Below are 21,915 nucleotides of genomic sequence, written 5' to 3' on the forward strand. Positions count from 1 at the left end.
GGGCGCACTGACGGCGGCCCCGCCGTGCGGCCGGGCGCGGCCGGCTCCAGCATGGAAGGAAGGCCGAGGAGGCCGTGAGGCGAGGAGGCCGAGGAGGGAGAGGAGAGCGGAGGGAGGTGAGCCGGTCGTGCGGCACGAGATGCGGGCCGAGCACGAGGGCGAGGAGGCGCAGGGCGGGAAGCCGGGCCGGGTGAGGTTCTGGCACATGGTGCGGGCCGAGGAGGCGGTCGCGATGTGCGGGCGGCCTCTGCCGCCGGGTGCCGCCGCGCTGCCGGAGGAGGAGTGGGGCCGCACCGCCGAGCCGTTCTGCCATACCTGCGGCGCCATGTATCTGCGCGAAATCCCGTGAGTTACGGCCGCGTGGCGCACACTGCACGGCGGCGCGCCGTGCGTGTTGAGCGGAGCGCAACTCATCCCTTACGGCCGGGTAACCGCGGGCTCTCCGTCGCCTCTCTAGCTTCTGGCCATGGGTCAGAAGGGTCAGGGTCAGTACCGGCAGGGCTTCCCGATGCGGCTGTCCGCCTGGCGCAGCATCCGCGGCCGGGTGGCCGTCGTGCTCGTCGTGCCGACATGCCTCCTGCTCGCGCTCGCCGGCACGGAGGTGGCCGAGCGCGCCGACGACTGGTTCGAGGCGCGTGACACCACCGGGCGGGTCGAGCTCCTCCTCGACGTTCAGACGCTGGTGCGGGAGCTGCAACGCGAACGCGGCCTCACCAACGGCCTCCTCGGCGGTGCCGGCGACTATCGCGACGGCCTCACCGCCACCCGCGAACGCACCGACGACGCGCGCCGGGCGCTGCGCGGCACCGGCCCGCCCGCCGTCGAGGACGCCCTCGGCGAGCTGGACGGCGGGCTGCCCGCGGTCCGCGACGCCGTGGACGGCGGCGGCATCGGGCGCGCCGAGTCGCTCGGCTTCTACACCGGCGTCATCACGCACCTGAACGACGCGCTCGTCGCCGACCACCACCACAGCGACCGGCGGCTCGGCAACACCCTGGACGCCCTGCGTTCCCTGGCCGACGTCACCGAGTCCCTCGCCCTCGAACGCGGCCTGCTCAACGGCGTGTTCGCCGCGGGCCGTTTCGCCGGCACCGAGGAGTACGCGGCGTTCAGCGAGGCGCGCGCCGCCCGGCTCTCGGCGCTCGGCGACTTCCGCCAGTTCGCCACCGCGGAGCAGGAGGCGCCGCTGGACGAGGCGTTCGCCTCCGACGCCGCCGCGCGGGCCGCCGGCTTCGAGGAGGAGGCCGCCTTCGCCGCCGACGGCTCGGCGCTCGCCGTCGATCCCGAGGCGTGGTGGAGCTCCGCCACGACGGTCGTCGACTCCCTCCACGCCGCGCAGCGCGGCCTCGGCGCCGACGCCCGGGCACGCGCCCAGGGCCTCAGCCAGGACGCCGGCCGTCAGCTCGCGGGCTTCCTCGGCCTGGGCGTGTTCGTGGTCGTCGCCGTCGCCGCCCTGGCGTGGCTGGCGGTCCGCTCCATCACCCGCCCCCTCGACGCGCTGGCCAGGGAGGCCAACGAGGTCGCGGGCCGCTGGCTGCCGGAGACCGTCCGTGCCATCCAGGAGGCGGAGCCGGACGCCGCCGAACGCCTGCTCCCGGTGCCCGCCGGGCCGTCCTCTCCCACGGAGGGCACCCGCACCCCGGACGCCGAGGAGATCTCCCGCCTCGCCGAGGCCCTGCACGGAGTCGAGCGCGCCGCCGTCGAGCTGGCCGCCGAGCAGACCGCGCTGCGCCGCAACAGCAGCGAGTCGCTGGCCAACCTCGGCGAGCGCAATCAGCGGCTCGTCGACCGCCAGCTCCGCCTGATCACGGCGTTGGAGAGCCAGGAGACCGACCCCGAGGCCCTGGCCGGGCTCTTCGAGCTCGACCACCTCGCCACCCGCATGCAGCGCAACGCCGAGTCGCTGCTGATCCTCACCGGCGAGCAGTCGCCGCCCCGCGTCTGGCCCGGCACCGTTCCCGTGGCGGAGGTGGTGCGTTCGGCCGTCTCGGAGGTCGAGGACTACCGGCGCGTGACGCTGACCGCGATCGACCGCTGCGAGGTGTGGGGGCAGTGCGTGGCCGAGCTGGCGCACCTGCTGGCCGAGCTGATCGAGAACGCCCTCGCCGCGACGCCGCCCGCCCGCCCCGTGGAGGTGGCCGGCTGGTGGGACGGCCGGGAGTTCTGCCTGGCCGTCGTCGACCGGGGCCGCGGCATGACCGAGGCGGAGCTGGCGCGCGCCAACGCCCGCCTCGCGGGCCGGGAGAGCTTCCTCGTCGCGCCCAGCCGCCACCTGGGCCACTACGTGGTGGGCAAGCTGGCCGCCCGCCTCGGCGCGCAGGTGGAGGTGCGGCACACGCAGGCGCCCACCGGCAGCGGCCCGGTGGCGACCGGGGCGGGGGTTTCGGCGTTCGTGGCGCTGCCCCCGAGCCTGCTGGGCCCGGAGACGGAGACGCCGGCGCGGGGCCAGAGCCCCGGCCCCGTGCGGACGCCGCCGGCTCCCACGGTTCCCAGCGGCGTGGGCGGGCGCTGATCTCGCCGGGGCCGCGCGCCGCCCGGGGGGCGAGGCGGCCCCGGCGGGTTCGGGCCCGCCCACGCTGCTACACCGCCCACGCTGCGACACCGCCCACGCTGCGACACCGCCCACGCTGCTACACCGCCCACGCTGCGACAATGCCGGGGTGACGAGCGACAGCAGGGACGGCCGAGTCAGCAGGGGCAGCAGGGGCAGCCGAGTCAGCAGGGGCAGCGGCGTCAGCAGCGAAGACTGGGACCGCCGGGTCGAGGCCCTGTGGGATGAGTACGACGCCTACGAACGCCTCGGCGACGAGGCCGGGTTCCGCGCCGCCATGGCGCGGCTCGTCGCCGAGTTCCCGGACGAGGACCCCGTGGGGCTCTTCGAGATGGCCTCGGCCTACGACTCCACCGACGGCGAGGCGGAGGCGGCCGACCACTACCGCCGCGCCCTGGCCGCCGGACTCGGCGAGGCCGACACGGCCCGGCGCGACCAGGCGGTGATCCAGTTCGCCAGCACGCTGCGCAACCTCGGGCGGCCCGAGGAGAGCATCGCGCTGCTGCGTCTGGAGGACACGCGGGAGGAGGGCAACGCCCTGGGCGACGCGGTGGCGGCGTTCCTCGCCCTCGCCCTCACCGACGCCGGCCGCGAACGCGAGGCCGTCTCCCTCCTCCTCGACACCCTCGCCCCGCACCTGCCCCGCTACCAGCGCTCGGTCCGCAACTACGCCGCCGCGCTGCTGCCGCCCGGCTCGTAGCAGGCGCCGGGAGCGGTCACGGCCTGGCCGGGCGCCGATGCCTCGACGTGCCGAGCCGCTCCCTCGGGAACGACGTCCTCGGCGAGGAGCAGACCGACCCCCGCTGAGGTCCTTGTGCCCCCATGCGGCACGCTGAGGCGATCGGCTTTCGGCGCGACGAGGGGACGTGGTCGTGAGGGTCATCGTGGTGGGCGCGGGCATCGCGGGGCTGAGTGCCGCGCACCGCCTGGCGGAGGCCGGCGCCGAGGTGACGGTGCTCGAGTCGGCGCCCGGCCCGGGCGGGCGGATGTCCACGCTCGAACTCGACACCGGGCCGATGGAGCGCGGCGCGCAGTTCCTCTCCACCGGCTACCGGCTGATACCCGAGCTGATCGACGCCGCCGGGCTCGCGGACGACGTGACCCACGTCTCCGGGCGGACGATGGTGCTCGTGGACGGCCGCACCCACACCTTCGACACCGGCAGCGTGCCGTCCTTCCTGACCGGCGGCGTCCTGCGGGCGCGCGATGTCCTCCCCGCGCTGCGCGGCGCCTTCGCCACGCGCGGGCTGGCCGCGCGGCCGACGGCGGACCTGGGCGCCTGGCTCGACCTGGACATGACCGAGGGGAGGGTCTGGGCGCGGAAGCGGCTCGGCGCCGGGGTGACCACGCGGCTGCTGGACCCCGCGCTCCAGGGCCTGCTCTTCTACGACGGACTGTCGGACAGCGCGGCCCTCGCGGGCGTCATGGCCGCCTTCAGCGCCCGCCGCGCCCAGGCCCTCACCATCCGCGGCGGCGTGGGCCGGCTGACCGCCGCGCTCGCGAAGGGGGCACCTCTCAGGCCCTCAAAGGGCTGGGGGAGGCTCGACGTCGAGTACGGCGTTCGCGTCGAGCGGGTGGAGCGCGTGGAACGCCGGGCCGAGGGGGCGGACGGCCCGCGGGCCGTGGTCCATACCGGCCAGGGCCGCCGCGGCGCCGATGCCGTCATCCTCGCCACGCCCTCGCGCGAGTCCGTCGCGCTCCTCGCCGACCCCACCCCCGCCGAGCGGGGCGTCCTGACCGTGCCCTACAGCCAGACGCTGGTCGTCGGGCTCGGGCTGGCCGAACCGCTGGACCCGGACGAACTCGACGGCGCCTACGGCGTCCTCGTCGGCACGCGCGAACCCTCACCGCTGGCGGGCGTCGCCGTCTACTCCCGGACCGGCGCCTGGACGAAGGGCGAGGGCGACGTCATCACGGTGATGTTCCGGACGGGGGCCGTCGACCGGCTGTGGGCGGCGGAGGACGCGCAGGTGGTGGCCGCGGCGGTGGCGGCCCTGGCGCCGCTCGTGCCCGGCCTGGCGGGCCGCGTGACCGACGCCCGCGTCGTCCGCTGGGACCGGGCCCTGCCGATGGTGCCCTTCGGCCACGCCGCAGCGGTGGCCCGGTACCGCTCGCAGGCGGCCCCCGGCAGCCCCGTGCTGCTGGCCGGCGACCACATGGGATTTCCCTGGACCGACGCGGCGGCGTTCAACGGCCGCTGGGCGGCGGAGACGATTGTCGGCGCGGCGACGTAGCATCGACACCATGAACCGACGACGACATTGATCGAGCAGCAGCCCTAGCGGCACGCGTGCCTGTGCCTCCCGAGGTCCGCCTCGGGCGCCGCACCTCCGGCGTCCGAACGACCTCCCTGGGAAGGCACTCCATGACCTCTGCGCACACGCGTCTGACGATCCCGCTGTACGGCTACGCGTTCCTCGAAAACCTCATCCTCCTCTACCCGCTGTACGCGCTGCTGTTCAGCGACACGGGCCTGGCCGTCTGGCAGATCTCCTCGCTCTTCGTGCTGTGGTCGCTCAGCGGCATGCTGCTCGAAGTCCCCTCAGGGGCCTGGGCCGACGCCGTCTCCCGGCGGCGGCTGCTGGTCCTCGGTCCGCTGCTCGGCGCCGCCGGCTTCGCGCTGTGGGTGCTCGTCCCGTCGTACTGGGCGTTCGCCCTCGGCTTCGTGCTGTGGGGCGCCAAGGACGCGCTGGGCTCGGGCGCGTTGGAGGCGCTGGTGTACGAGGAGCTGGACCGGCTCGGCGCTGCCGGCCGGTACGCCCGCACCATGGGCCGCGCCCGCGCGTGCGGGATGGCGGCCTCGATGGCGTCGATGGGCCTGGCCGGGCCCGTCTTCGCGGCCGGCGGATACCGGGCCGTCGGCCTGGCGAGCGTGCTGGCCTGCCTGCTCGCGGCGTTGATCGCGACCCGCCTCCCCGAGAGCGCCCCTGCCTCCGGCGGCGGCGGGGAGGGCGACTGGGCCGCCGCCCTGCGGGCCGGGCTCGCCGAGGCGCGCGGCGACCGTGCCGTGCGCGGCGCGCTGCTGCTCGTCCCCGCCGTCACCGCCGTGTGGGGCGCCCTCGACGAGTACACGCCGCTCCTGTCGCGCGACACCGGCGTCTCCGCCGCCGCCGTGCCGTGGCTCCTGCTGCTCATCTGGGCGGGCGCGACCCTCGGCGGCCTGCTGGCGGGCGTGGGCCGGTGGCAGCGGCTGAGCACGCCCGGCTTCGCGGGGCTGCTGGCGGCCAGCGCCCTGTCCCTCGCGGCGGGCGCCGCGCTGCGCACCCCGGCGGGCATCGGCCTGGTGGCGGCGGCGTTCTGCGGCTTCCAGATGGCGAGCGTGCTGGCCGACGCCCGCCTCCAGGAGCGCATCGCCGGCACGAGCCGGGCGACGGTCACCTCGCTGGCCGGCGTCGCCACCGGCCTGACGACGATCGCCGTCTACGCCGCGTACGCCCCGCTGGCCGCGACGACGGGCAGCCACGCCGCGGCGTTCGTCCTCCTCGCGACCCCGTACCCGGCCCTCGCACTGCGGCTCCTGCGCCCTCGCCCCGGCCCCGGCTCGCGTCCCGGCTCGCGTCCCGGATCGCGTCCTACGCCGCGGCCCGGTCCGACACCGCCCGCCGTCGGCGCGCGAGATGGATGAGCGAGGGCGGGCACCGGGGCGCCGTCCTGAGCGAGTACGGCGGCTGCTCGGTGCGGAAGCGAAGCCCTCACGCGCCTCGGTCCGTTGGGGGGCGACGCGGCCCCGGCAGCCGCCCGGCCGGCCACGTGTTCATCGTGCCTCCAGCAGCTCCGCCGAGGGCTCGAACCCGGCGCGTCGGTACAGCGGGACGCTGCGTTCGGAGGGCCAGACGATGAGGGCCGCGATGCCCTTCTCCCGAGCGTGCCGTCGCAGAGCCCGAAGGAGGGCGGTGCCGAACCCGCGGTCGCGGTGCCGGGACACCACGTAGAAGTTGGTCACATAGCCGACGGGGGTGTTGTCCTCGTAGGGCTCCGGCATCCTCTCCACGAGGTGGAGGAAGACATGCCCGCAGACCTCCCCGCCGCTTTCCGCCACCCAGGCCAGCCACCGTCCGCTGCCGAGCCGCTCCCGGATCCACCGCTCGGCGTCGGCCACCGGCCGGACCGGCGCCGGAGGGTCTTCTCCGCAGTCCTCCTGCTTGAACTCCCAGCGCAGCCGGGCCAGGACGGGAGCATCGGCGGTGTGCGCCCGGCGCACGTGGACGTCTGAGGTCATGAGAAGAGTGTGACTGTGACGTCACAGATCCCTGACCGCCGGCTGAGCACGGGCGGCCGAGCGGAGGCGGGGGGACGTCGGTGAAGCGCTGACTGTCAGTCCCGTGCGCCACACTTCACACCATGGACGACGAGAGTGGTGTGGTGCCCGGGACCGACGGGCTGCCGAGGTGTCCGTGGGGCGTGGCGCCGGAGGACTACCGGGCGTATCACGACGAGGAGTGGGGGCGCCCGGTCCGGGGGGACGACGCGCTGTTCGAGCGGCTGTGCCTGGAGGCGTTCCAGTCCGGGCTGTCGTGGCTGACGATCCTGCGCCGCCGCGAGGGGTTCAGGGCGGCGTTCGCGGGGTTCCAGATCGCGAAGGTGGCGGCGTTCGACGAGGCGGACGCGGCCCGGCTGCTGGCGGATCCGGGGATCATCCGCAACCGGCTCAAGATCCAGGCCGCCATCGCCAACGCCCGCGTCGCGGCGGAGTGGCCGGACGGCGAGCTGACGGACCTGATCTGGTCCCACGCCCCGGACCCCGGCGACCGCCCGGTGCCGCGGCGCCTGGCCGACGTCCCGGCCACGACGCCGGAGTCGATAGCCCTCTCCAAGGCGCTGAAGCAGCGCGGCTTCCGCTTCGTCGGCCCGACGACGGCGTACGCCCTCATGCAGGCCTGCGGACTGGTCAACGACCACCTGGAGGACTGCCATGCGCGCTGACGTGTGGTTCGGGTACCGGTCGCTGGTGATGCCCGGCGTGCCCATCGGCCACGGGGCGGTCATCGCCTCCGGGTCCGTGGTCGTCGACGACGTGCCGGACTACGGCATCGTCGGCGGCAACCCGGCCCGGCTCATACGCCGCCGGTACGCCGACGAGGACATCGCCCGCCTGCTGGCCGTCGCGTGGTGGGACTGGCAGCTGGAGCACATCACGGAGCACGTGCGCACGATCATGTCCGGCAGCGTCGACGCCCTGGAGGCCGCCGCGCCCGGGAGGCCGTAGCCTCAGCGCCTCGGCCGCCAGCGGCGCCGGCGCGGGCGGCGCCCGGCTCCCGGCGGCGTACGGAGGTCCCGGGCGGCGGCCGGGCGCCAGGGGCCGGCGCCGGGGGTGGAGAAGGGGGACTTGCGCTCGGCCTGGGCCTGGATCTCGTGGTGGGACTCCTGGGCCGACGGCTGGTACATCATGTCGGTGACCCCGGTGATCACCTGGAACGCGTCCCGGGCCGTCCCGCGGCGCCGGACGCGAGCCGCGAACCACGAGAGGAGAGCCAGGGCGGCGAGCAGGCAGCCAGTGATCACCATGAGGGGCACGAGTTGGTCCACGCCTCACTCCTTCGGACGGTCGGCCAGGAGCAGGGCGACCACCACGCCTCCGGCGACGAGCCATGCGGCGTGCATCGTGCTCGTTCAACGGGCGCGGGCGGGCCCCGGTTCCGCGAGCCGCGCCGCGGCGAGCGCCACCGTGGCGTAGCGCATCGTGAAGCTGCCCCCCAGCGCGTCGACCGCGGCGCCCACCCCCTCCCGCACCTCCGCAAGCTTGTCCGGGGGGAGCCGGGTGAAGAGGCCCTGGGTGGGCAGCAGGTCCAGCATCTCGTCCCGGGTGTACGGCACCTCCCAGTCGTAACGCCACTGCTCCGGCTCGCCGAACCCGCCGCCCGGCTGCGCCGTCACCGCCGCCCCCGCCGCGCGGATCCCGTCGGCCGCCTTGTCGAGGATCGGCTGGTAGCCGGCTCCGGCGTCCTTCGACATGGCCTGGAAGGCACGGGGGTCGAACGGCGCGTCGGGGAGCGCGCGTCGGCAGGCCTCGGCGACGGCCTCCGCCACCTCGGGCGGGAGCTGCGGCACGTTCCAGAACGCCGCCAGCAGGCCGCCGGGGCGCAGCACGCGCGCGGCTTTCGCCGCACCCGCCACCGGGTCGACCCAGTGCCAGGCGGTGGCGGCGACGACCGCGTCGAACGCCCGGCCCGCCGGGTCCCAGCCCTCGAACGTCGCCACCTCCACCTCGTCCCCGAGCCGCCGCGCCAGGTCGGCCATGCGCGCGTCGGGCTCGACCCCGAGTACCCGGCAGCCGGCGGCGCGGAGCTGGCGGGCGGCGATGCCGGTGCCGCAGCCGACGTCGAGGACGCGGCGGCGGCCGGGGCCCGCCGCGGCGGCGATCCGGTCGACGAGGGCGTCGGGGTAGCGGGGGCGGGCCCGGTCGTAGCGCTCGGCGTCGGTGCCGAACGACTCCGCCATCTGGCGGTGTTGATGGGGCTCGTTCGATAGAGTGGGCACGTGCCCACTCTAGTGGGGCCGGCGGGCAAGACAAGTGGGCGCCTGCCCACTTGACCCGCGCCCACCCCGCCAGCCAATCCCGCCAACGGGCCGGGGACGGAGGAACGCGCGGTGCCGACAGGTGTGGCCATGCGCGACGCACGCCAGCAGCTCTTCGGCGCCGCCGAGCGCGTCCTGCTCCGGGACGGGCCGAGCGCGCTGACCAGCAGGGCGGTCACCACGGAGGCGGGCTGCGCCAAGGGCGTTCTGCACCGGCACTTCGCCGACTTCGACGCCTTCCTCGCCGAGCTCGTGCTGGACCGCATCGCCCGGCTCGACGCCCAGGCCGCCGCCCTCCGCGACGCCGCCGGGACCGGCACCGTCGTCGGCAATCTCGCCGACGCGCTCACCGACCTCTTCGGGTCGGTCGCCGTGGCGATCGTCGGCCTCGTCATCTCCCGGGACGGGCTGCGCGCGCGCCTGCGCGAGACCCGGCCCACCGGCGTTCCGCTCCTCACGGAGGCCGCGGCCATGATCGCGTCGTACCTCGCCGCCGAGCGGGAGCTGGGCCGCGTCCCGGCGGACGCCGACGTCGACACGCTCGCCCCGGCGTTGATCGGCGCCGCGCACCTGCTCTTCGCCGACCGCAAGGGCGCCCCGCCGGAGCCCGGGGCCGTCCGCCGGGTCGTGAGCACGGTCATCGGCTGAGCCGACCGCCGCCGCAAACCGGCTAACCGGCAACGGATTTCCGCGTCCTCGGGCCGCGCTCAGCTGCGCGTTCGTCCCCGCCGCGCCCGAGGTCGACGGTGCATTTTCATCACGCCCTGTTGCTGGGGGTGTGAGTTGTGCAATATTTGGGAGCGCTCCCACCTCCCCCGCAACGGTTGTGGAGCATCCGTCACGTTTCCCCTACACCGATTGGACCATCATGGCTGGTCTTCCTGCTCGTCTTCCTGCCGCTGGAGGCGCGGCAGTCGCGTTAACTGCCGTGCTCTGCCTGTCCCCCAGCGCCTCCGCGGATACGACCGACACGCCGTACCAGGCCGCCGGCGTCAGCCTGGTCAGCGTCAACGGCTCGGGCTGTCCCGCCGGCACCGTCAAGGTCGGGATGGCGTCGGGCGGCAGCACGCTGACCATCGTGTACAGCGACTTCCTCGCCTGGGCGGGCCCCGGCGCGGCGCCCGAGGACATCCGCAAGAACTGCGCGATCGGGCTCCAGGTCGACGCCCCGGCCGGGTACACGTACGCGATCCGCGGGCTGGACTACGACGGCTTCGCTCACCTCGAGAACGGAGCCGTCGGCCTGCAGCAGGCGCAGTACTACTTCCAGGGCTCGACCGACGGGACGGAGGTGGAGCACGACTTCTCGGGCCCGTACGACGGGTCGCTGTCGAGCTCCGACGACATCCCGCAGGAGGATCTGGTCTGGGCGCCCTGCGACCAGACCCGGAACCTCAACGTCAACACCGAGCTCCGCGTCGACCCCGCGTCCTCCGGCTCGGGGGCGGTCAACATGATGGCGATGGAGTCCACCGACGTCCCGGGCACCACGCTGGAACTCGCCTGGAAGCAGTGCTCCTGAGCTGAGCGAGCACGAGCGAGAGGGGGCGGACACCTCGGCGAGACAGGGGTGTTCGCCCCCCTTTCCGCTCCTCGCGGCGGCCGCAGGGGCCGCATTCCTGATCGGGTTGTGGGCGAGCAAAGGGCGGATGCGGCAGGCCGTGCTGCCGCCATTCGAGTACGCCGGGGGGAAGCGCCAGGGCTGGAGGTTTCTCGCCGTCGACGTCGCCTTCACGCCAGGGGGCTTTGTCCCCCTACGCTTGTTCTTCCATCGGCTGCCCTGCAAGGCTCACGTGCCACCGCAGTCGCATTGACCCGCATTTCCTCGACGCGTCACGCAATAGTCGGGACGCAGTAGTCGGGACGAAGGAGAACCGCCTAGCGCGCCCCCGGCAGGCGGTAGCGGCCGTCGGGGAGGCGTTCGGCCAGGCCGTCGGCGACGAGGCCGGCCAGGGCGCGGGCGCGCTGTTCCGGGTCGTGCTGCCAGACCAGGTCGAGGGTCGCCCGCTCCACCGGGCTGGGCGCGGTGCGCAGCACGGCCAGCAGCTTGCCGCGCACCTGGCGGTCGGTGCCGGCGTACGTCTGGCCGCGCCGGGCCGGGCCCTGGTGGGGCGGGGAGCCCGCGCTGCGCCAGGCGCAGGCGTCGGCGATGGGGCATTGCCCGCACTGCGGGTTGCGGGCGGTGCACAGCAGCGCGCCCAGCTCCATGGTGGCCGCCGCCCAGCGGGCCGCCGTGGCCTCGTCGTCGGGGAGCAGCATCCGGGCGAGCTTGCGCTCGGCGGCGGTGGTGGCGTTCGGCGGGAACTCGGTGCCGCTGACGGCGCGGGCGAAGACGCGGCGGACGTTGGTGTCGAGCACCGCGTGGCGCTGCCCGTAGGCGAAGGAGGCGACGGCGGCGGCGGTGTACTCGCCGACGCCCGGCAACGCCAGGAGCTGGTGGTGGTCGCGCGGGACCTCGCCGCCGTGGCGTTCGACCATGGCGGCGGCGGCGCCGTGGAGGCGCAGCGCGCGGCGCGGGTAGCCCAGGCGGCCCCAGGCGCGTACGGCCTCGCCGGGGGGCTCGGCGGCGAGGTCGGAGGGGCGGGGCCAGCGGGCGAGCCACTCGGTGTAGACGGGAAGCACGCGGCTGACGGGGGTCTGCTGGAGCATGAACTCGCTGACCATCACGCCCCACGCCCCGGCCTCGGGCCGCCGCCAGGGGAGGTCGCGGGCGTGCTGGCCGAACCAGTCGATGACGGGGGCGTGGAGGGTGGCGTGGTCGGGACTTTGGGCGTCGTCCGTCGCTGCGCTGTCGGTCGTGGTGGTCGCGGTCGTGGTGGGGGTCGTGGTAGTCATCGCAGGGCGATCCTGGCATGTTCCGGGCACCGGACAAAGCGGCTCGGGTCGCATGTTCGCGGCGGGTGGTGAAACTTCTTCGCTGTAGCCCGCTTTCAGGCGAGGGATAAGGCGGCCCGGCCTTCCGGCGCAGAGCGCCGTGGCATCGCTCCGAACTGTCCTGACCTGCACCGATACCATAAGATGGGCCCACTAATCATGTACTGAGGGGGGTGTTGTCATGCTGTCCGGTCGCCGGTATTTGCTCGACCTGTCGCCTGAGCAGGCGGAGACGTGCGAGGAGTTCGGGAACGTCTGCCGGGCGGTGTGGAACACCGCCTTGGAGCAGCGGCGGGAGTACGGCGGCGTGGTGCGTGGATGAACTATGTGCCGCAGGCGGCGGAGCTGGCCGAGGCCAAGAAGGAACACCCGTGGCTGAAGACGGCACCCTCGCACGTGCTGCAGCAAACCCTGCGGGATCTGGGTCGGGCGTGCCGGGAGCATGGCACGTTCAGGGTCCGCTGGCGGTCCAAGGCGCGTTGGGCTCCGTCTTTCAGGTTCCCCGCCGGGAATCTGATTGTGGTGGAGCGCCTGGGGCGGAAGTGGGGCCGGGCGAAGCTGCCCAAGCTGGGCTGGGTCCGCTTCCGCTGGTCTCGCCCCCTGGGAGGTGGGATCGCGCTCTGCCACGGTGTCCCGCAAGAGGGGCAGGTGGTATGTGTCCTTCCTGGTGGAGGACGGCGCCACGACGCCTGAGCGGCACGCGGTGCCCGGCGCTTCGGTGGGGATCGATCGGGGCGTGGTGGTGGCCGCCACCACCAGCGAGGGTGAGTTTTTCGACCGGGAGTTCATCCGGCCCGGTGAGGCCGAGCGGTACCGACGGCTCCAGCGACGCCTTGCGCGGTGCGCCAAGGGCTCCAAGAACCGTGTCACGGCACGGCACTCGATGGTCCGGATGACAGCCCGGGTGAGCGACCGGCGGGCTGACTTCTGGGCGCAGACGGCCCACCGGATCTGCCGGCGCAACGCCCTGGTGGTGTTGGAGGACCTGAGGATCAAGAGCATGACGGCCAGCGCGGTCGGCACGGTCGAGGCGCCGGGGCGGCGGGTGCGGCAGAAGGCCGGGCTGAACCGGGCCATCCTGGACAAGGGCTGGCGCATCGGCGAGCGGGCGTTCCGCAACGCCGCCCGGACCACCGGCACCACGGTGGTCGTCGTCAATCCCGCGCACACCTCTCAGACGTGCAGCCGGTGCGGGGTGGTGGACGCGAACTCTCGCGAGAGCCAAGCGAAGTTCGCCTGCACCGCCTGCGGTCATACCGAGCACGCCGATGTGAACGCGGCCCGCATCATCAAGGCGGCGGGGCTCGCCGTCTCAGCCTGTGGAGACCTCGCCATGGGGCGGTCTGCGAAGCAGGAACCCGTAGGCCGGGCGACCGGCCGAAACCCGCGAGCAGCGCGCAGCGTTGGTCCGGGAATCCCCCGCATCGGGGGAGGAGGTCAAGTCTCGTAAGGTTTCCGCCATGGGTTCTCTGCGCCGCCCGGTCGGGCCACTGCCGTCATCAATCTACTGGCGTCGCAGGCTCGTCGTGCTGCTGGGGATCGCGCTCATCGTGCTGCTCGTCGTCTGGGCGTGGAACTCGGTCGGCGGGGGCGGGGGCGACGACACCGAGCCGGCCGGCGACGGCAAGGGGGGTGGGCCCGCCGAGTCGATCACGCCGGGGCCGACGCCCTCGGAGTCCTTCATCGACGAACGCCCGGGCGGGCGCGAGGAGCCGGAACCGGACCCGGAAACGGAACCGGAACCGGACCCCAGCGACGACGACGGGACGGGTGACGCGGGCGACTCGGGTGACGCGGGCGGTGGCACCGGCGGCAGCGGCGGCACCGCCTCCGGCGGCGGCGCGGGCGGCGGCGGCACGGACGACGCCGAGGGGCTGGCGGCGTGTGCCCCGGGGGACGTGTCCCTGTCGCTGAGCAGCGCGGAGAACGAGTACGGCCTGGACGAGGTGCCGGAGCTCGTGCTCACGGTGGAGAACGTCTCGGGCGTCTCCTGTGCGGTGGACTTCGGCTACAGCGCGCTGACCGTCACGATCACCGACGCCGGCGCCGAGCAGGTGTGGTCCTCGGCCGACTGCCCCGACGGCGCGGCCTCGCTGCCCACGGCCGTGTGGGCGGACGACAGCGCCACGTACACGATCGAGTGGGACCGATACCACAGCACCGGGGACTGCGACCCGGCGCGAGGCCCGGCCGCGGCGGCCGGGACGAGCTACCTGGCGGAGGCGACGCTCTCGGGCTTCCCGGACGTCCCGCAGGCGCCGTTCCGCCTCGACAACGACTGAACGGCTGAACGACTGAACGGCTGAACGGCTGAGGGACCGGCCCGGCCGGTCGCGTGGCTCAGACGTAGCGTTCGAGGATCGAGGATTCGGCCAGGCGCGACAGGCCCTCGCGGACGGAGCGGGCGCGGGTCTCGCCGACGCCGTCGACCGCCTGGAGCTCGTCGACGCTCGCCGCGAGCAGCTTCTGCAGGCCGCCGAAGTGGTCGACCAGCCGGTCTATGACCAGGCCCGGCAGGCGCGGCACCTTCGCCAGGAGGCGGAAGCCGCGCGGCGAGACGGAGCCGTCCAGCGACTCGGGGGTGGCGCCGTGGCCCAGGGCCCGGGCCACGATGGCCAGGTCGAGCAGCTCCGCGTGGCCGAGGCGGTCCAGCTCCGCCAGCGCGCTGCCGACCCGGCGCGACCGCTTGCCCGAGCCGCCCCAGCCGCCCGAGCCGCCGGGGTCCGGCAGGTAGTCCCGCACTATCAGCTGCCGCTCGGGCTCCACGCCCGCGATCAGCTCGTCGAGCTGGAGCGACAACAGCCGCCCGTCCGTGCCCAGTTCCACCACGTACTCGGCGATCTCGGCGGCGATGCGGCGCACCATCTCCAGCCGCTGCGCCACGGCCGCCACGTCCCGCACCGTGACCAGGTCCTCGATCTCCAACGCCGAGAGCGTGCCCGTCACCTCGTCCAGGCGCAGCTTGTACCGCTCCAGGGTCGCCAGCGCCTGGTTGGCGCGGGAGAGGATGGCGCCGGAGTCCTCCAGCACGCGGCGTTGCCCGTCGAGGTAGAGCGCGACCAGCCGCATCGAGCGGCTGACGGACACCACCGGGAAGCCCGTCTGGATCGAGACCCGCTGCGCGGTGCGGTGCCGCGTGCCGGTCTCCTCCGTGGGGATCGACGGGTCGGGCACGAGCTGCACCCCGGCCCGGACGATCTTGGAGATCTCGCGGTCGACGATCACCGCGCCGTCCAGCTTGCACAGCTCGCGCAGCCGCGTCGCCGTGAACTCCACGTCCAGCACGAAGCCGCCCGTGCACAGCGACTCGACGGTGCGGTCCACGCCGAGCACGATCAGGCCGCCGGTGTTCCCCCGAAGGACCCGCTCCAGGCCGTCTCGCAACGGGGTGCCGGGGGCGACGGCGCTCAGCGCGGCGCGCAGCGCCGGTCGGTCGCTGGCTGCCATGCGGTCCTCCACGAGCGGGGGTACGGGCGTTGGCGGGGACAAGGGACAAGGGACAAGGGACAAGGGTCGGGTGACAGGGGCCAAGGAGCAGGGACGGGGGGCTGAGAGTGGACGAATCTGGCCGTAGTGCCCGTGAGTCTACCGGGGCATCTCGGCCAGCCGTTCGGCGTACGGATCCGAGACATCCGTCCCGCCGGGAACCGGCGCGTCCTGCGTGCGCGGGCGCGGGGGCCTGCGCGGCAGCATCAGCAGCGCCTCGCCTATGTCGGCGACCTCCCGCACCCGCATCCCCGGCGGCGCGTCCCCGGAGTCGGCCGGGACCAGCGCCTGCGTGAAGCCGAGGCGCGACGCCTCCGCCAGCCGCCGCTGAACGCCGGTGACCCGCCGCACCTCGCCCGCCAGGCCGACCTCGCCGATGGCCACCAGGTTCTTCGGCAGCGGGGTGTCGCTCGCGGCGCTCGCCAGCGCCAGCGCCACCGCCAGGTCGGCCGCCGGCTCGGTGAGGCGTACGCCGCCGACCGTCGCCGTGTAGATGTCGTTCTTCCCCAGCGCCGCGATCTGGCCGCGCTGCTCCAGCACGGCCAGCATCATCGACACCCGCGAGGTCTCCAGGCCCGAGGTGGTGCGCCGGGGCGAGGGGATCTGGCTGGCCACGGTCAGCGACTGCACCTCGGCCACCAGCGGCCTGCGGCCCTCCAGGGTGACCGTCAGGCAGGTGCCGGGCACCGGCTCGTCGCGGCGGGTGAGGAAGAGGCCCGAGGGGTCGGCGAGCGAGGTGATGCCCTCGTCGTGCAGCTCGAAGCAGCCGACCTCGTCCGTCGCGCCGTACCGGTTCTTCACGCCGCGCACCAGGCGCAGCCGGGCGTGCCGGTCGCCCTCGACCTGGAGCACCACGTCCACCAGGTGCTCCAGCAGCCGGGGCCCGGCGATGGCGCCGTCCTTCGTGACGTGCCCCACCAGGACCGTGGACATCCCCCGCTCCTTGGAGGCGCGGATCAGCGCCCCGGCCACCTCCCGCACCTGCGCCATGCCGCCCGGCGCGCCGTCCACCTCGGCCGAGGCGACGGTCTGCACCGAGTCGAGCACGAGCAGCGCGGGGCGGATGGCGTCGAGCTGGCCCAGCACGGACGCCAGGTCGGTCTCGGCCGCCAGGAACAGGTGGTCGCTCAGGGCCCCGATGCGGTCGGCGCGCATCCGCACCTGCCCGGCCGACTCCTCGGCCGTGACGTACAGCGTGCGGTGCTGCCCGGAGGCGGCCTTGGCGGCGACGTCGAGCAGCAGCGTGGACTTGCCGACGCCCGGCTCCCCGGCCAGCAGCACCACCGCGCCCGGCACCAGCCCCCCGCCCAGCACCCGGTCCAGCTCGGGAACGCCCGTGCCCCGGGCGATGACCTGCTGCCCGTCCACCTGGCCGATGGGCACGGCGGGCTGCGCAACGCGCGCGACCGCGGCGGTCCGGACAGCCGGATTGCCCCCGACCTCCTCGATCGTGCCCCAGGCGTGGCACTCGGGGCAGCGGCCCAGCCACTTCGCCGTGGACCAGCCGCACTCGCCGCAGCGATAGGCGGGCCGATCCGCTTTACCAGGTTTACGAGCCATGCCGAAACGCTACCGGCAGGGACCGACAACCACACGACAACAACTGCCGTCTCGCTTCACCCGATCGGGGGAACATGTGCCGGGCGGGCTCGGCGGCGCGGCGGCCGGGCGCCTACGGTCGCGACGTGAGCACCCGCAGTCGCGTACGACCCACCGACACGGACACCGTCGCCCGCGCGCCCCGGCGAGGCGGCGACCCGGCCACACCGGTCATCCCGGCAACACCGGCAACACCGACCATCCCGGCCACCCCGGCCACCCCGGCCACCACCGCTGGTCCACGCCCGCGGCAGAAGGCCCGCCAGGCGGCGTATGAGGACGTGTATCTCGACGGGCTGTTCACCTACTGCCTGTCGATCATGTGCGAGCACGACTCGGCCACGGCCGCGCTCGGCGAGGCGCTGGCGCTGGCCGAGCGGCGGCACGAGCGCGGGCGCCGCCCGCCTGACGCGGCGCTGCTGCGGCCCTGGCTGTACGCCCTGGCCCGCTGGGCCTGCCTGCGCCGCCTCGCCGCCCAGCGGCTGAAGGACGAGGAACCGGCGGGCCCCGCGACGCCTCGCGCCACCGACGGCGACGACGCCCGGCGCCGCCGCCGCGAGCTGGCCGCGCTGGCCTGGCCCGAGGCGGCCGGCACCAGCCCTGAGCAGCGCGAGGCGCTGGAGCTGGCGGTACGCCACCAGCTGCCGCCGCGCGAGATCGCCCGCGTGCTGCGGCTGTCCGACGAGGCCACCCGCACGCTGCTGACGGCCGCCGCCTGCGAGGTGGAGCGGACGCGCGGAGCGCTGGCGGCCGTGGAGTCCGGCGGCTGCCCGGCGGTCGCGGTGCTGTCGGGCGACGACCGGCGGCTGCTGCTGGGGCCCCGGCTGCGCCACGAGCTGGTGCGGCACGTGGACGAGTGCCCCTCCTGCCGCCTGATCGCGCAGCGGGCGATGGTCTCGGCCGGCTGGCCGGGCTCGACGGCCACGACCGTCTCCGTTTCCGCCGCCTCCACGGCCTCCACGCTGGTGGGCTCCTGCGCCTCACGGCTGCCGGTGCTGGCCGCGCCGCGCGCCGCCGTGAACGCCGCCCGGCTGGCGGTGCGCCGCGCCCGCGCCCAGCACGCGCCCCGTTTCGACCGGGCCGGGTTCCCGCTGTCGGAGCGGAACCGGGCGGCGCGGCGCGATCGGCTGCGCAGCCGGGCGGTGACGACGACCGTGGTGGCGAGCGTGCTGGCGGCGCCGGTGCTGGCGCTGTGGGCGGCGTACCGGGGCGCGCCGCTGACGGGTGACCTCGGCGGCCAGGCGCGGGACGGCTCGGCGGCGGCTGCCGTTGCGGACGGCGACCCGGAGGCGTTGGACGGCCGTGACGGCGGGGGCGAGGGGGCGTTCGCGGGCGCCGAGCGGGACGGCGTGGGCGAGGGCGGCGCGGGCGGGGCGGGTCCCTCGGCCGGTTCGGGCGGCGCGGCGGGCGGGGAGAGCGGGGAGGGCGGCACCGGCTCCGACCCGTACGGCTCCGGCTCGGGCACCACGTCCGGCTCGGCGGGGGAGGCGGGCGGTTCTGGTGGTGGCGGCGGTGGTGGCGGTGGCGGGAGCGGCGGCGGCCCGGGCGCCGGGCCCGGCGAGGGCGGCACCCGGCCGGGGACCGGGCGGCTCACGGCGCACGCGGAGTCGACGGAGACGGGCACGCGCATCACGCTGACCGCGTCCGGCGACGCGCCGGTGGAGTGGACGGCGGTCCCGGACGTGGACTGGCTGGTGCTGAGCGAGGCTTCGGGGAGGCTGCGGCCGGGGGAGACGGCGGTCATCGAGGTGACCGTGGACCGCCAGCGGGAGCCGTCGGGGCCGTGGCGGGGGCGGATCTCGGTGGAGCCGGCGGCGACGGTGATCACGGTGGAGGGGAGCGGGGAGGCTCCGTCCGCGACGCCTACGACGGAGCCGGAGCCGGAGCCCGAACCCGAACCGGAGCCGGAGCCGGAGCCGGAGCCCGAGCCGGAGCCGACGAGCTCGCCGCCGAGCGGCGAGCCGTCCCCGAGCTAGCGCCCGGCTCGCCGCCCTAGGGCGCGGCCTGCCGCCCCGAGGTGTGCCCACCCTCGTCTCGGGTCAGGGGCGGGGGCGGGAGGTGGCGCCCCTCAGCCGGACCAGGCGGGCATGGTGGCCATGCACCTGTGGGACGGCGCCAAGGACCAGACCGTCACCGACGCCTACGGGCCGGGCGCGGCCGTGGTCATCGTCGTGCTGTGGACGGCCGCCTCGCTGCTCGGCGGCTACGCCGCGCTGCGGCGCGCGGACGCGCCCTAGCCAGGCCTGTCCTGGGGCCCGTCCAGCGGGGTGCCGGTGAGGTGGTGCTGGACGACGGGCGCCAGGCGGCGGATCAGGTCCTCGGGGTCGGCGCTCGCCACCGGCTCGGCCTTCATCACGTAGCGCAGCAGCACGCAGCCGATGAGCTGGGCGGCGGCCAGCTCGGCCCGCAGCCGGGCGTCGGGGCCCGGTATGCCGCCCGCGACGCGGGAGAGGAGCTGGGTGGCGACGAAGTCCCGGAAGATGCGGGCGGCGGCCTCGTGGTTCACGGCGGAGCGCACGATCGCCAGCAGCGGGCTGCGGGTGACCGGGTTTTCCCAGATGCGGAAGAAGATGCGGGTGAAGCGCTCGCCGAACGCCTCGATGTCGATGGGCTGTTCGCCGATGAGCGCGTTGGTCGCGGGCGCGGCCGCCTGGGCGACGGCGGCGGAGAAGACGCGCTCCTTGGTGCCGAAGTAGTGGTGGACCAGGGCCGGGTCCACCTGGGCGCCCCGGGCGATGGCGCGGATGGAGGTCTTGTCGTAGCCGCGCTTGGCGAACTCGGTGCGCGCGGAGTCCAGGATGCGCTCCCGCGCGGCGGGCGTGCCGTCCTGGGCGGCGGCGCGCGGCGGTCGCCCGCGCCCGCGCCTCGCGCCCGCGGGGACGCTCACGGCGTGCCTCCGCCTGGCTGGCCATGCGCCGCCCGGCTGCGGCGGCCCGCCGGCGAGGCGTCCGGCATGCCGCCGCCCGGCGCGGCGCCCGGCGCGGGGCCTGGCGTGGCGTTTCTCGTGGGGGCGCTTGGCAGGCCTCCGCGTGCCCTTCCGCGCACGTCGACGTGGCGGCGGCCCGCCGAGGCGGCGCCCGTGGAGGCGCGTGGCGCGGCGCTCACGGCGTCTCCGCCGCGGCGACGGCGGCCGCCCCTCGCCAGCCGCGGCCGGCCGGCCGCATGCGTGCCGCTCACCGCGGCTCTCCCCGCTCCGCCGACACCGGCGCCAGCGGCAGCCGGGGCTGTGGCGCGGGCGCGGCCAGGTGCCGCCGGGTGTACGCCAGCGCCTCGGCGAGGTCGGCCTCGCGCGCCGCCGACGACACGGCGCGCCGCGTGTTGACCTCGACGACGACGTGCCCGTCGAAGCCGGTGGCCGCCAGGCGTTCCAGCAGCTGGGCGCAGGGCTGCCCGCCGCGCCCCGGCACCAGGTGCTCGTCCTTGCCGGAGCCGCTGCCGTCCGCGATGTGGACGTGCCCGAGCCGGTCGCCCATGCGTTCCGCCATGGCCAGCGCGTCCACGCGCGAGGTCGCGGCGTGCGACACGTCCAGCGTGAAGTGCCGGTAGTCCTCCTCGGTGGGGTCCCAGCCGGGGGCGTACGCCAGCATCTCCCGGTCCCGGTAGCGCCAGGGGTACATGTTCTCCACCGCGAACCTGATGTCCGTCTCATGCGCCATCCGCCCTATTCCGGCGACGAAGTCGCGGGCGTAGGCGCGCTGCCAGCGGAACGGCGGGTGCACGACCACGGTCGAGGCCCCGAGCCGCTCGGCGGCGTGCCGCGCCCTCGTCAGCTTGCGCCAGGGGTCGGTGGACCACACCCGCTGGGTGATCAGCAGGCAGGGGGCGTGCACGGCCAGCACCGGTACGCCGTGCCCGTCGGCGAGCCGGTTGAGCGCGTCGGTGTCCTGGCTGACCGGGTCGGTCCAGACCATGACCTCGACCCCGTCGTAGCCCAGCCGTCCGGCTATCTCGAACGCCGCCTCCGTGTTCTCCGGATAGACGGAGGCCGTCGACAGAGCGACCTTCGTCCCCGGGATCCGTGCCTGCGGTGCCTGGTGTGCCACGGCAGCAAGCCTAAGGGGAAGCCGGGCGTCCACCGGGTTGACAGCGAGGTCCACGCCGAGAAGTATTCATCGCATGATGAATAAAATCCAGCACGAGCCGTCCGGGACCGCCGCCGAGGGGGCGGCCATCCGGGCGGAGGGGCTGATGGTGGTGCGCGGCGGCGCCGCGGTCGTCAAGGGGCTGGACTTCACGGTCCAGCGCGGCAGCGTCACCGGCCTCCTCGGCCCCTCCGGCTGCGGCAAGACGACGCTGATGCGCGCCATCGTCGGCGCCCAGGCCAGGGTGAGCGGGAGGATCGAGGTGCTCGGCCTCCCGGCCGGCAGCGCCGAGCTGCGCCACCGCATCGGGTACGTCACGCAGAGCCCGTCCGTCTACCGCGACCTGACCGCCCGGCAGAACCTCGACTACTACGCCGCCGTCCTCGGCATCCCCCGCGCCGAGCGCGCCGCCCAGGTGACCGCCGTCCTCGCCGACGTCGACCTCACCTCGCGCGCCGACGCCCTGGCCGCCAATCTCTCCGGCGGCCAGCTCTCCCGCGTCTCCCTCGCCGTCGCCCTGCTCGGCCGCCCCGAGCTGCTGGTGCTCGACGAGCCGACCGTGGGCCTCGACCCGGTGCTCCGCCGCGACCTGTGGCAGCTCTTCCACAGCCTCGCGCGCGGCCGCGGCGCCACGCTGCTGATCTCCTCGCACGTCATGGACGAGGCCGACCGCTGCCAGCGCCTGCTGCTGATGCGCGAGGGCCGCATCCTTGCCGACGACACGCCCGACGCGCTGCGGCACCTGGTCGGCGGCAGCGTCGAGGACGCCTTCCTGCACCTCGTCGACGTCGACGCGGGGGTGTGAAC

General features: G+C 75.0%; 22 protein-coding genes and 1 pseudogene. 15 read left to right on the plus strand and 8 right to left on the minus strand.

All coding sequences use genetic code 11. From position 1 onward, the window contains the following. Positions 1-127 precede the first annotated feature (127 nt). The 5 genes from ACTWQH_RS26145 (at position 128) to ACTWQH_RS26165 (ending at position 6,176) form a co-directional block, all read left to right on the plus strand. On the plus strand, positions 128-349 hold the full coding sequence (locus ACTWQH_RS26145; RefSeq protein ID WP_443289205.1) for a hypothetical protein: 222 nt from the start codon (positions 128-130) through the stop codon (positions 347-349). A 117-nt stretch (positions 350-466) separates the two neighbouring features. Then, complete coding sequence (locus ACTWQH_RS26150; RefSeq protein ID WP_443289206.1) at positions 467-2,512, plus strand: nitrate- and nitrite sensing domain-containing protein; 2,046 nt, start codon at positions 467-469, stop codon at positions 2,510-2,512. 148 nt (positions 2,513-2,660) lie between these two features. After that, positions 2,661-3,251 (plus strand): tetratricopeptide repeat protein, encoded by a 591-nt coding sequence (locus ACTWQH_RS26155; RefSeq protein ID WP_443289207.1) that lies wholly within the window; start codon positions 2,661-2,663, stop codon positions 3,249-3,251. A 172-nt stretch (positions 3,252-3,423) separates the two neighbouring features. After that, positions 3,424-4,785: a protoporphyrinogen/coproporphyrinogen oxidase gene (locus ACTWQH_RS26160; protein ID WP_443289208.1), complete on the plus strand. Its 1,362-nt coding sequence runs from the start codon at positions 3,424-3,426 to the stop codon at positions 4,783-4,785. 131 nt (positions 4,786-4,916) lie between these two features. Beyond that, complete coding sequence (locus tag ACTWQH_RS26165) at positions 4,917-6,176, plus strand: MFS transporter (protein WP_443289209.1); 1,260 nt, start codon at positions 4,917-4,919, stop codon at positions 6,174-6,176. Positions 6,177-6,305: 129 nt separating this feature from the next. Here ACTWQH_RS26165 and ACTWQH_RS26170 read toward each other — a convergent pair whose 3' ends face one another. Continuing rightward, on the minus strand, positions 6,306-6,770 hold the full coding sequence (locus tag ACTWQH_RS26170) for a GNAT family N-acetyltransferase (RefSeq protein ID WP_443289210.1): 465 nt from the start codon (positions 6,768-6,770) through the stop codon (positions 6,306-6,308). 122 nt (positions 6,771-6,892) lie between these two features. Here ACTWQH_RS26170 and ACTWQH_RS26175 point away from each other — a divergent pair, with 122 nt between their 5' ends. Both ACTWQH_RS26175 and ACTWQH_RS26180 read left to right on the plus strand, forming a co-directional pair. Beyond that, positions 6,893-7,474 (plus strand): DNA-3-methyladenine glycosylase I, encoded by a 582-nt coding sequence (locus ACTWQH_RS26175; protein ID WP_443289211.1) that lies wholly within the window; start codon positions 6,893-6,895, stop codon positions 7,472-7,474. Beyond that, positions 7,458-7,757: pseudogene (locus ACTWQH_RS26180) on the plus strand (antibiotic acetyltransferase); the annotation flags it as partial. The gene ACTWQH_RS26175 and the pseudogene ACTWQH_RS26180, both read left to right, overlap by 17 nt. 2 nt (positions 7,758-7,759) lie before the next feature. Here ACTWQH_RS26180 and ACTWQH_RS26185 read toward each other — a convergent pair. Beyond that, positions 7,760-8,077 (minus strand): hypothetical protein, encoded by a 318-nt coding sequence (locus ACTWQH_RS26185; RefSeq protein WP_443289212.1) that lies wholly within the window; start codon positions 8,075-8,077, stop codon positions 7,760-7,762. Positions 8,078-8,161: 84 nt separating this feature from the next. Continuing rightward, positions 8,162-8,989 carry a class I SAM-dependent methyltransferase gene (locus tag ACTWQH_RS26190; RefSeq protein WP_443289238.1) on the minus strand — a complete coding sequence of 276 codons (828 nt, stop codon included), beginning with the start codon at positions 8,987-8,989 and terminating at the stop codon, positions 8,162-8,164. Between the two features lie 150 nt (positions 8,990-9,139). On the opposite strand from ACTWQH_RS26190, the gene ACTWQH_RS26195 reads away from it, so the two are divergent. Next, the gene (locus tag ACTWQH_RS26195) at positions 9,140-9,715 is read left to right on the plus strand and encodes a TetR/AcrR family transcriptional regulator (RefSeq protein WP_443289213.1); all 576 of its coding nucleotides are present in this window, start codon (positions 9,140-9,142) and stop codon (positions 9,713-9,715) included. Between the two features lie 280 nt (positions 9,716-9,995). Continuing rightward, entirely contained in the window at positions 9,996-10,589 is a 594-nt protein-coding gene (locus ACTWQH_RS26200) for a DUF4360 domain-containing protein (protein WP_443289214.1), read from the plus strand. A gap of 356 nt (positions 10,590-10,945) precedes the next feature. On the opposite strand, the gene ACTWQH_RS26205 is transcribed toward ACTWQH_RS26200, so the two are convergent. Further along, positions 10,946-11,902: an A/G-specific adenine glycosylase gene (locus ACTWQH_RS26205; protein ID WP_443289215.1), complete on the minus strand. Its 957-nt coding sequence runs from the start codon at positions 11,900-11,902 to the stop codon at positions 10,946-10,948. A 220-nt stretch (positions 11,903-12,122) separates the two neighbouring features. On the opposite strand from ACTWQH_RS26205, the gene ACTWQH_RS26210 reads away from it, so the two are divergent. The 3 genes from ACTWQH_RS26210 (at position 12,123) to ACTWQH_RS26220 (ending at position 14,223) form a co-directional block, all read left to right on the plus strand. Then, the gene (locus ACTWQH_RS26210; RefSeq protein ID WP_443289216.1) at positions 12,123-12,263 is read left to right on the plus strand and encodes a helix-turn-helix domain-containing protein; all 141 of its coding nucleotides are present in this window, start codon (positions 12,123-12,125) and stop codon (positions 12,261-12,263) included. Positions 12,264-12,548: 285 nt separating this feature from the next. Next, positions 12,549-13,391, plus strand: a complete 843-nt coding sequence (locus ACTWQH_RS26215; protein ID WP_443289217.1) for an RNA-guided endonuclease InsQ/TnpB family protein — start codon at positions 12,549-12,551, stop codon at positions 13,389-13,391. Positions 13,392-13,401: 10 nt separating this feature from the next. Next, the gene (locus ACTWQH_RS26220) at positions 13,402-14,223 is read left to right on the plus strand and encodes a hypothetical protein (RefSeq protein ID WP_443289218.1); all 822 of its coding nucleotides are present in this window, start codon (positions 13,402-13,404) and stop codon (positions 14,221-14,223) included. 58 nt (positions 14,224-14,281) lie between these two features. Here the strand turns inward: ACTWQH_RS26220 and disA are convergent, their stop codons facing one another. Together disA and radA are read right to left on the minus strand one after the other, a co-directional pair. Beyond that, positions 14,282-15,388, minus strand: coding sequence for a DNA integrity scanning diadenylate cyclase DisA (disA, locus tag ACTWQH_RS26225; RefSeq protein ID WP_443289219.1), 1,107 nt, complete (start codon positions 15,386-15,388; stop codon positions 14,282-14,284). A gap of 138 nt (positions 15,389-15,526) precedes the next feature. Beyond that, complete coding sequence (radA, locus tag ACTWQH_RS26230) at positions 15,527-16,987, minus strand: DNA repair protein RadA (RefSeq protein WP_443289220.1); 1,461 nt, start codon at positions 16,985-16,987, stop codon at positions 15,527-15,529. A gap of 125 nt (positions 16,988-17,112) precedes the next feature. On the opposite strand from radA, the gene ACTWQH_RS26235 reads away from it, so the two are divergent. Next, positions 17,113-19,002, plus strand: coding sequence for a BACON domain-containing protein (locus ACTWQH_RS26235; protein WP_443289221.1), 1,890 nt, complete (start codon positions 17,113-17,115; stop codon positions 19,000-19,002). 111 nt (positions 19,003-19,113) lie between these two features. Beyond that, entirely contained in the window at positions 19,114-19,263 is a 150-nt protein-coding gene (locus ACTWQH_RS26240; RefSeq protein ID WP_443289222.1) for a hypothetical protein, read from the plus strand. Here the strand turns inward: ACTWQH_RS26240 and ACTWQH_RS26245 are convergent. After that, complete coding sequence (locus ACTWQH_RS26245) at positions 19,260-19,913, minus strand: TetR/AcrR family transcriptional regulator (RefSeq protein WP_443289223.1); 654 nt, start codon at positions 19,911-19,913, stop codon at positions 19,260-19,262. The two genes, ACTWQH_RS26240 and ACTWQH_RS26245, sit on opposite strands and share 4 nt — an antisense overlap. A 286-nt stretch (positions 19,914-20,199) precedes the next feature. Continuing rightward, a complete protein-coding gene (locus tag ACTWQH_RS26250; protein ID WP_443289224.1) occupies positions 20,200-21,069 on the minus strand; it encodes a sugar phosphate isomerase/epimerase family protein in 870 nt (289 codons plus the stop codon). Positions 21,070-21,142: 73 nt separating this feature from the next. Between ACTWQH_RS26250 and ACTWQH_RS26255 the strand changes: the two genes are divergently transcribed. Next, a complete protein-coding gene (locus ACTWQH_RS26255; protein WP_443289225.1) occupies positions 21,143-21,913 on the plus strand; it encodes an ABC transporter ATP-binding protein in 771 nt (256 codons plus the stop codon). Positions 21,914-21,915 lie beyond the last annotated feature (2 nt).

The organism is Streptomyces sp. 6N223 (assembly GCF_052246635.1).
Classification (GTDB): domain Bacteria; phylum Actinomycetota; class Actinomycetes; order Streptomycetales; family Streptomycetaceae; genus Streptomyces.